Source organism: Streptomyces sp. NPDC005574, from assembly GCF_040605435.1.
Taxonomy (GTDB): Bacteria; Actinomycetota; Actinomycetes; order Streptomycetales; family Streptomycetaceae; genus Streptomyces.
Genome location: NZ_JBEXCW010000179.1, coordinates 1 through 7445, shown reverse-complemented (window position 1 = coordinate 7445; position 7445 = coordinate 1). Strand labels below are relative to the sequence as shown.

General features: G+C 65.5%; 11 protein-coding genes and 2 pseudogenes. 7 read left to right on the top strand and 6 right to left on the bottom strand.

What is annotated here, in order from left to right:
• Positions 1–215, bottom strand: a pseudogene (locus tag ABZT03_RS42200) (hypothetical protein); the annotation flags it as partial.
• Between the two features lie 62 nt (positions 216–277).
• The gene (locus ABZT03_RS42195) at positions 278–793 is read right to left on the bottom strand and encodes a SigE family RNA polymerase sigma factor (protein ID WP_356049367.1); all 516 of its coding nucleotides are present in this window, start codon (positions 791–793) and stop codon (positions 278–280) included.
• Positions 794–1054: 261 nt separating this feature from the next.
• Here ABZT03_RS42195 and ABZT03_RS42190 point away from each other — a divergent pair.
• Both ABZT03_RS42190 and ABZT03_RS42185 read left to right on the top strand, forming a co-directional pair.
• Positions 1055–1210: pseudogene (locus ABZT03_RS42190) on the top strand (DUF4291 family protein); the annotation flags it as partial.
• Between the two features lie 322 nt (positions 1211–1532).
• Positions 1533–1817, top strand: coding sequence for a hypothetical protein (locus ABZT03_RS42185; RefSeq protein ID WP_356049365.1), 285 nt, complete (start codon positions 1533–1535; stop codon positions 1815–1817).
• A 340-nt stretch (positions 1818–2157) separates the two neighbouring features.
• Here the strand turns inward: ABZT03_RS42185 and ABZT03_RS42180 are convergent, their stop codons facing one another.
• The 3 genes from ABZT03_RS42180 to ABZT03_RS42170 form a co-directional block, all read right to left on the bottom strand.
• Positions 2158–2421, bottom strand: a complete 264-nt coding sequence (locus tag ABZT03_RS42180) for a hypothetical protein (protein WP_356049363.1) — start codon at positions 2419–2421, stop codon at positions 2158–2160.
• Positions 2422–2800: 379 nt separating this feature from the next.
• Entirely contained in the window at positions 2801–3322 is a 522-nt protein-coding gene (locus tag ABZT03_RS42175) for an NUDIX domain-containing protein (protein WP_356049361.1), read from the bottom strand.
• Between the two features lie 519 nt (positions 3323–3841).
• Complete coding sequence (locus ABZT03_RS42170; protein ID WP_356049360.1) at positions 3842–4105, bottom strand: hypothetical protein; 264 nt, start codon at positions 4103–4105, stop codon at positions 3842–3844.
• Positions 4106–4170: 65 nt separating this feature from the next.
• Between ABZT03_RS42170 and ABZT03_RS42165 the strand changes: the two genes are divergently transcribed.
• Positions 4171–4617, top strand: a complete 447-nt coding sequence (locus ABZT03_RS42165; protein ID WP_356049358.1) for a hypothetical protein — start codon at positions 4171–4173, stop codon at positions 4615–4617.
• A 35-nt stretch (positions 4618–4652) separates the two neighbouring features.
• Positions 4653–4889, top strand: a complete 237-nt coding sequence (locus ABZT03_RS42160) for a hypothetical protein (RefSeq protein ID WP_356049356.1) — start codon at positions 4653–4655, stop codon at positions 4887–4889.
• Positions 4890–5109: 220 nt separating this feature from the next.
• On the opposite strand, the gene ABZT03_RS42155 is transcribed toward ABZT03_RS42160, so the two are convergent.
• Positions 5110–5763 carry a helix-turn-helix domain-containing protein gene (locus tag ABZT03_RS42155; RefSeq protein ID WP_356049354.1) on the bottom strand — a complete coding sequence of 218 codons (654 nt, stop codon included), beginning with the start codon at positions 5761–5763 and terminating at the stop codon, positions 5110–5112.
• 110 nt (positions 5764–5873) lie between these two features.
• Between ABZT03_RS42155 and ABZT03_RS42150 the strand changes: the two genes are divergently transcribed.
• The 3 genes from ABZT03_RS42150 (at position 5874) to ABZT03_RS42140 (ending at position 7390) form a co-directional block, all read left to right on the top strand.
• The gene (locus ABZT03_RS42150) at positions 5874–6293 is read left to right on the top strand and encodes a hypothetical protein (RefSeq protein ID WP_356049352.1); all 420 of its coding nucleotides are present in this window, start codon (positions 5874–5876) and stop codon (positions 6291–6293) included.
• Positions 6286–6558 (top strand): hypothetical protein, encoded by a 273-nt coding sequence (locus ABZT03_RS42145; RefSeq protein WP_356049350.1) that lies wholly within the window; start codon positions 6286–6288, stop codon positions 6556–6558. Before ABZT03_RS42150 ends, ABZT03_RS42145 begins: the two co-directional genes overlap by 8 nt.
• Before the next feature lie 649 nt (positions 6559–7207).
• Positions 7208–7390, top strand: coding sequence for a hypothetical protein (locus ABZT03_RS42140; protein WP_356049369.1), 183 nt, complete (start codon positions 7208–7210; stop codon positions 7388–7390).
• The last annotated feature ends 55 nt before the right edge of the window (positions 7391–7445 follow it).

The following is a 7445-nucleotide window of genomic DNA, read 5'->3' as shown; positions in this document are numbered from 1 at the left end:
ATGGTGGTGGCGTCGCTGCCGGCGGCCGCCGTAGCCGCCGCCGCGGGCTTCGAGTGGCCGCCCGCGGCCGAGGTGGCCAGGGCGGTGCCCCCGCCTGCCGCGATGAGGGCGGCGGCGACAGCGGCGATACCGACGCTCCGCCTGCGCCGGGTGCGCCGCACGATCTGCTGCGCGTCGAAGGCGGGGGTCTCGGCGGAGTTCGCGAATCGGTTCATGGAGTTCATCAGTTCCTCTTCGAAGGGTGTGCAGCCGGAAGGCCCTGTATCGCCGTAGGGGGTCATCGGATTCCTTCCGTGTGCTGCCGTGGTGGCAGGCCGGAGTGGGCGGGGTAGTGACTTCTGAGCTTTGCGATCCCGCGGGCGAGCTGGGAACGCACCGTGCTGGCCGAGATGTGCAGGTCTTCCGCGATCTCGGTGTCAGAGAGATCGTGGAAGTACCGCAGGACCACAACCGTGCGCATCCGCATGGGCAGTTGCTGTAAAGCACGGACCAACTGGTCCCGGTTGTCGACCTGTCCGTACTCGTCCCCCGGCGCGGCCCTGTCGTCGCCCTCCGCGCCGGAGGTCGTGGCCAGACGGCGGAACCTGCGCCAGCGGTCGTTGGCCAGGTTCACCATGATCCGCCGTACGTAGGCGTCCGGAGCGTCCTTCCCGGCGATGACGCGCCACTTGCGGCAGGCCCGCTCCAGGGTCTCCTGGACCAGGTCCTCCGCTGCCTCGCGGTCACCCGTGAGGACGAGGGCGCCCCGGAACAACGCGGCCGACCTCGCGGCGACGAAAGCCTCAAAGTCCATCTCCACACGCTCCTGCCTTCCTGTCACCCCTCCTCGACGCGAACACCGCCCCATCTGCTGCACGACCGTACTGAGACCTGGGTCACAGACACCGCCGTGGCCATACCGACGAAGGCGAGGACGTACCGCCTGAGAATGCGAGACGGACCATTTCCCGGCCTGCACAGGCACCGTCTGCTCCCTCATCCGCTGCCGCAGGCTCGACAGCGCTGTGTGCGCTGATTCGATGGCGTCCAGCGAAGTGCCCTCACCCTGGTCACAGTGGCAGAACCCCAGCACCGGATCCGCGCCCTCTTCACCGCTTCGACGGTCACCGTCTACCAGGCGTACGGGCCGGAGATCGGCCTTCCCGCGGCCCGGGAGGGCCGCTTCCCTACGGCGTGGCAGCGGGACCGGACGACATGGATCACCAAGCCGCGTTCACAGACCCTGTCGTGGCAGGTCATCGAGCGTGTGAGGGCGCGGGCCTGCGAGCCGGCGCGCCCGCCGTTCGGGGGGACGTGTGGGACGGCGGAGCCGGGACCGAAGCCTGCGAAGGCCAGACCGATCACGAAGCCCGCCACCTCCTCCAACTGGCGGACCCGATCCAGCGTCCCCGGAGTCCGAGCCGGCGGCCGCCGTTCGGATCACCCAGGACAGCCTTTCAGGTGATTGCGGGACGCCTCAGGGGCCAGTCGGCCGTCGCAGGGGTACGACGTGTGCAGAGGACGAATGTCAGAACGCCGTTAGGAGCTTGGCGATGTACGCAGCAGTCCGGCGGTACGAAGGGGTGACCGATCCGGCCGAGGCCGCTCGTCGTGTGAACGAGGGGTTCGTGCCGCTCATGCGCCGGGTCTCCGGCTTCGTGGCCTACTACTGGATCGATGTCGGGGACGGAGTGATGGTCTCGACCAGCGTCTTCCAGGACCAGGCCGGCGCCGACGAATCGATCTCGAGGGCTGCGGACTTCGTGCGGGACAACCTTGCCTCACTGCTCCCCAACACTCCCCAGGTCATGGCCGGCGAGGTGGTGGCTTCCGCATGACAGAGTGCGGACCTGCCACATGAGATGGCTTCGAAGGCTGTACCGGCCCGCAGTACGCAGACGGTCGCCTCTCACAGCGCTGGTCCCGCGCGTGCGGAGCCCGCAGACAGGTCTGTGAACGCGACTTGACGTACGTCATCAACCCGCTTTCATGACCTCTTTCGTGGGCTGAAGAGGGTGGAGTTGCTTCGTTGATCGCTTCTCTGGGGTGCTCGTATCGACTGAGCAGGCGGGAGCCTGGTTCGAGAACCACGATGCCGCGTGGCGCGGCCACGACGGCTCGTTTGCCGGGAAGGAGCCTGGTGCTCCACAACGGTGATCCGACCCGTAGATGGTGCTCTCATCGACTTTCGGCGGACCACAGGGCAGCGGAGCAGATGTGTCCGCCGGAGAGGAGGAGCGACTGCCTGCCGATCTGGGTGGTGTCCACGTCGGCCGCTTGCATGTGATGGGCCTGCTCGAGCTGGGCATCGGTCATCAGGGAACCGTCTTCGGTGTTCCAGATGTGCTGACGAGAGTAGCCGCCGACTCCGACGGCGACCCGGATGTCACCTATGTGGCTGAAGGAGTTGAGGACGCGATGCCGCGTCTCGTCGTTCGTCACCGAGGCGGCCGTCGACCGCACCGCGTTCTACGGGTACGCGCCCATACGCGCACCTCCGCACCGAGTTCGAACGACGCCTCCAGACGCTTCAAGACGCCGGCGAGATCCCCGACCTTCGCGAGGCCCAAGTCACCCGGCTCAAGGCAGAGATCACCAAGCTCCGGGAACGGCTGGCCCAGTCAGAGCAGACGGTCGAAAAACTCACCGACTTCCGCGGCCAGGCCCTGGCCCGGCTCGCTGCCCAGCACGAGGCGATCGTCCGGCTCGGCGAAGCGACCGCCGGGGAATCCAAGGTCAGGCGCCTTCCAACGCCGCGAACCACCGCCATGGGCTCCTGCAGCTGATGCTTGCCTTGAACCGCGGCGACCCGCATCGCCGATCATCCGGCCGCTGGCTCGCCCGCACCGCTGCCGGATCCGGACTCCAGATATCGGCGCAGAGCCTCGGGTCCTCCCGGAACGAAGAGCCATTCATCAGCGACTTCAAGCAGTTCGTCCACTGTCATCCAGTCCTGGCAGGCGATCTCAACCGGGTCCGGCACCAGAGCCTCCGACACGACGGCCTCATGCACCCCGAACCAGACGGGGCTAATCCCTGCCCGGCAAAGGAACTTGAACAGGAACCGCACAGGCACACGAACGCCCAGCTCTTCAGCCAGCTCACGGAATGCCGCCTGCTCATACGACTCGCCCACGTTCACGGCGCCGCCGACCATCACGTCGTAGCAGCCCGGGAACCGGGACATCGTCTCGGCCCGTCGAAGCACCAAGATCCGCCCCTCGCGATCACGACAGATCGTCGTTGCAATGCGATGCGGCCAGTTCGCCCGCACCGCCTCATCTCGGTCGACGACTCCCAGCACGCGGTCATGCTCATCGACACGCTCAACCAGTTCACTCACGGAGGCACGGTCTCAGCTCCCGCTGACAACCCTGCCCGACGAGCACCCGAGGCAGGTGATCCGCACCACATGACATCCCGCGGAATGCAACCCGCTCGACGATCGGCGTCGCGAACGGTGCCTCGAAGAGCGACCTGCTTATTCGCCACACGAGGTCATCCGCATACGGTCTCTGCGGACACAAGGCACTTCTTCTTCACCGACGCCATCATGAACGGACTGCCCCCGCACATTGCCCAGGTCATCTGTGGTCACAAGAGCATCGACACCACGATCGGATACAAGGCGGTCTACCAGCCGAGACGATCGACGCCCACCGGGCGTTCATCACTCGCCGACGGGCCTCCCGCTCTGGCGAGGAGTACCGGATCCCGACGGAGGAGGAGTGGGACACCTTCCTCTCCCACTTCGAGAAGCGGAAGGTCCATCGGCACCTGCGCACGAGCCCTCGGATCCCCCTGCATCCATAAGCACCCTTGTGTCAGATGCTCACTCCTCCGGCCTGATCCAACCCGACGGTCACGGCTGACGGACATCCGCGACAACCTGATCGCCCGGATCGACGAGGCCGAGCGCGAGAGCTGGCTCGGGGAGATCGAAGGACTCCAGGTCAGTCTGGCTGGCGCTGAAGAAAAACTTGCTCAGATCGACCGACTCCCCACAAGCCGCGGCGGCGTCGATCTCGGCATCCCCACCATCACCGAAACCGGCTCCACCGCCCGGTAGCCCTTTCCAACCGGCGCCGAATAACGTCACCCGCCGCACGGACAGCATGGTGGCCACGTTCAGAGAGCCATGACTCCCAACCGTGGTCAGGAGGTGAAGGGGTGTGCTGCGACAATCAGAATATGACCCAGGAGATCCGGTTCGACGGCCGACGCCATGCTGAGCGTGGCGTGCTCGAAGTCGTCCCGTGCATCGACGGAGTGCCACTCACCGACTTGATCGACCAGTTCGAGACGGACGCTGGGATGCAGCCGGCTGGAGACGCCTACGGGGGCCTTATCCCGCAGTTCTTCCGGTTTAGCCCGATGGAGGACCATTTTCACGGGCGATTCAGCGGCGCGACGGGACCGAAGACGCCCGTGCTCGGCTGCGAATGCGGCGAGTGGGGGTGCTGGCCGTTGATGACCCGTATCACCGTGACACCTGACCACGTGACTTGGAACTCCTTCGAACAGCCTCACCGCACGACGCGTGACTACTCAGGGTTCGGCCCGTTCCAGTTCGACCGCCGTCAATACGATGACGCCGTGCAAGTCCTGAGTGCAGCGATCAGCTCTGACGACACGTGAGTACATCCCATCGGCTGAGCTTTGAAGAAGAGGTCATGTTCGACCACGTCATCGGATTACGCCCCGAGGAGGCCGCACGCTGGACCGCGTTGGTCGAGCAGTCCCGACCAGTCCTCGAGAGCGACGGGATGGCGGCTGTCCAGGCCTTCCTGGCCGAGCGCGGTCTGAGCACTATCCAGGCGATCGCGATCACGCGGGCGCTGCTTGGGAATGCGGAGACACCGCTTCGAGTCGCCATCGACATCGTGGCCACGAGTACGGCTCGGCAATAGCTTCAGAGAAGCCTGTGTCAGGTGCCCCATGCTCCGGCTGGACCTGGCCCAGGAGCCCAGACTGCTGGAGATCGAGGCCAACACCCGCCAGCGCCTGGGAGAGGCCCAGCAAATGCAGTGGCTCGGTGAGGTTGTCGGCGTGCAGGAGAGCCTGCGGCACATCGCCGACAAAAACAGCAGGGCGAGCGTTTGCGAGCCCAAGCCGATCAAGGCGAGGACGTCATTGCCCTGGGCTGACCTCGATGGCAGGACCCTGTTGCCTGATGCGGCGCTGATCGTCGTCCGACTCTGTCGGCAGGATGGGCCGGGGGCCTTCGTCGGGCAGCACCACCAGGCGTACGGCCATGTGCCGTGAGTGGGGCGGGTGGTCGCCGGGCTCGGTCACGTATTTGCGTAGCAGCGTCTGGTACTCCTCGACGAACGAGGCGACCTGTTCCTTCGTCATCCGCAGCCCGGCGCGTTGGATCTGATTCCAGCCGGCCGAGTTGTCGTATCCGGCGTATGCGCTCACGACCAGGTTCAGGTCGTGGGTCATCTTGAGCGCGCCGATCTTCACCGCCGCCTCGCGTTCGTCTGCCGTCAGCTCCAGGCCCGGTGGCGTGAAGATGTCCGTCATCAGCGACCTCCACCAGCGTTCCCGGCCGGCGGACCGCTCCTCGATCTCGGCGATCAGCTTGAGGTCGGCGAGCTTGCGCAAGTGGTAGCTGGTGGTGCCGGTGCTCTCGCCGAGCGCCTTGGCGACGCTGGTGGAGTTCGCTTCGCCGTGCTCTCCGAGGTAGCTCAGGATGTCGCGGCGCACCGGGTTGGACAGAGCCTTGTAGAAGGCTTTGAGGTCCTGGCCGGTGAGCACTCTCGTCTTGGGGCGCTCAACCATACCGGCCAGAGTACTGCAGAGACTCTCTGCAGTAACTGCAGAGAGTATTTGCAGAATATCTCTGCAATCACTACCTTGGTGTGGGAGGGCACCGGCGGGTGCCAGGACACATGGGGGTTGAGATGCGGGGAGACCTGGCCGGGAAGCTGTTGTTAGGCGCAGGGATGGCGCTGCTGCCATGGCTCGCGATGCTCTGGATAACAGTGCCGGACTCCTATCCGGCACAGCACTGGCGGGCCGCCTGGGTCGGGTTCGACATGCTGGAGATCGCCGGTCTGCTGACGTCAGCGGTACTGGTGCGGCGTAGTGACCACCGGGCCCCGCTGGCGTCGATCGCGACGGCTGTTTTGTTGCTCGTCGACGCCTGGTTCGACGTCATGACGGCCGGGCGCGACGTGATCTTCTCGCTGGCACTGGCCTGCATGCTGGAGCTGCCTCTGGCGGCGCTGTGCGCTGCTGTCGCGCTGCGACCGGCGGTGGTGGTTTCTGCTCGGACAGCCACAGCACAGCGGGCGGCCGTCCATGTCTGACCCGTTGGACGCCCGGACGCGGGACGAGATAGACGACCAGGTCGCGGAGGCATTCGATGCCTATCTGGCCGACCGGCTGGCCGAACCCGGGCCATTGCGCACATCACTTGCATGGAAGCGCAGCGCCGGGGTAGTGCTGGGCACGATCGGGCTGGGCGCCCTCGCCACGGCGCTGGCGCCGACCGGAGGCACCGTAGTCTGCTGGATCTGGGGTGCGATCGCAGTGATCGATCTCGCCTGGTTGCTGACTGCCCGTTGCCGTTGACTGCCCAAGGACCCGGCCCAGGCTTCACCCGGCGTCTCCGGTAAGTGCAGAGAAGCATCTTCGCCTCCTGCGACCAGGAGGCGTTCTTCAAAGCCACGTCCACGCATTCAACGTGCTGGGCGGCGTCCCTGCGGTGAGGTGCGCTATGACAACCTGCGGGCCGCAATCGCCCGGGTGCTGGGCCTGTCGCGAGCCAGGGTGGACAACGAGCGGTGGCCCACGTTCCGTTCGCACTACGGCATCGAAAGCATGTACTGCCGGCGTTGGACGTCCATCACCAGAAGTGCGCTGTTCGCCATGCTCGCCGTCCCTACTCCGTTAGGAACCATGGGCAAATCTGGTGGATCAAGCGAACCGAGGCGGAGATTTCGAGCGATTCTCGACAGCGTCGCCCCCCACAGCGCACCCATGACCGGTGTCGGTTCTCATCGACACTTTTCTTGCCCTGTGATCACCAAGTGCTGTCCAAACTCGGTGATCAGCGGTGCCGTCTGTCAGTTACGGAGCCACACTGTCGTGTCCCCGATGTTCAGCAGTTGCTCGAACCGCTCGGACGTCAGAGGTGCCTCCGTCAGTCCTGCCCCCGATGACACCAGGGCCATGGCACCCAGCTCATGCGCGCTTCCCGGAGTCCCGGACAATGATCGGCATGACGGCCCTCCACTCCAATCCGCTCTTCACCCGCCTCGCCGATGCCGAACGGATCCTCGTCGCAGGCGCGGGTGGCGGCTTCGACATCTACTCCGGTCTGCCGTTGGCACTCTCCCTTCTGCATCAGGGAAAGCAGGTACAGGTGGCGTCCGATCCGCGGTGTAAAAGACGACGAGCGTAGGTTTCGTACTGAACCGTCCAAAGTTCGTACGAAGGAGTCCCACGCTCGTGTCTTC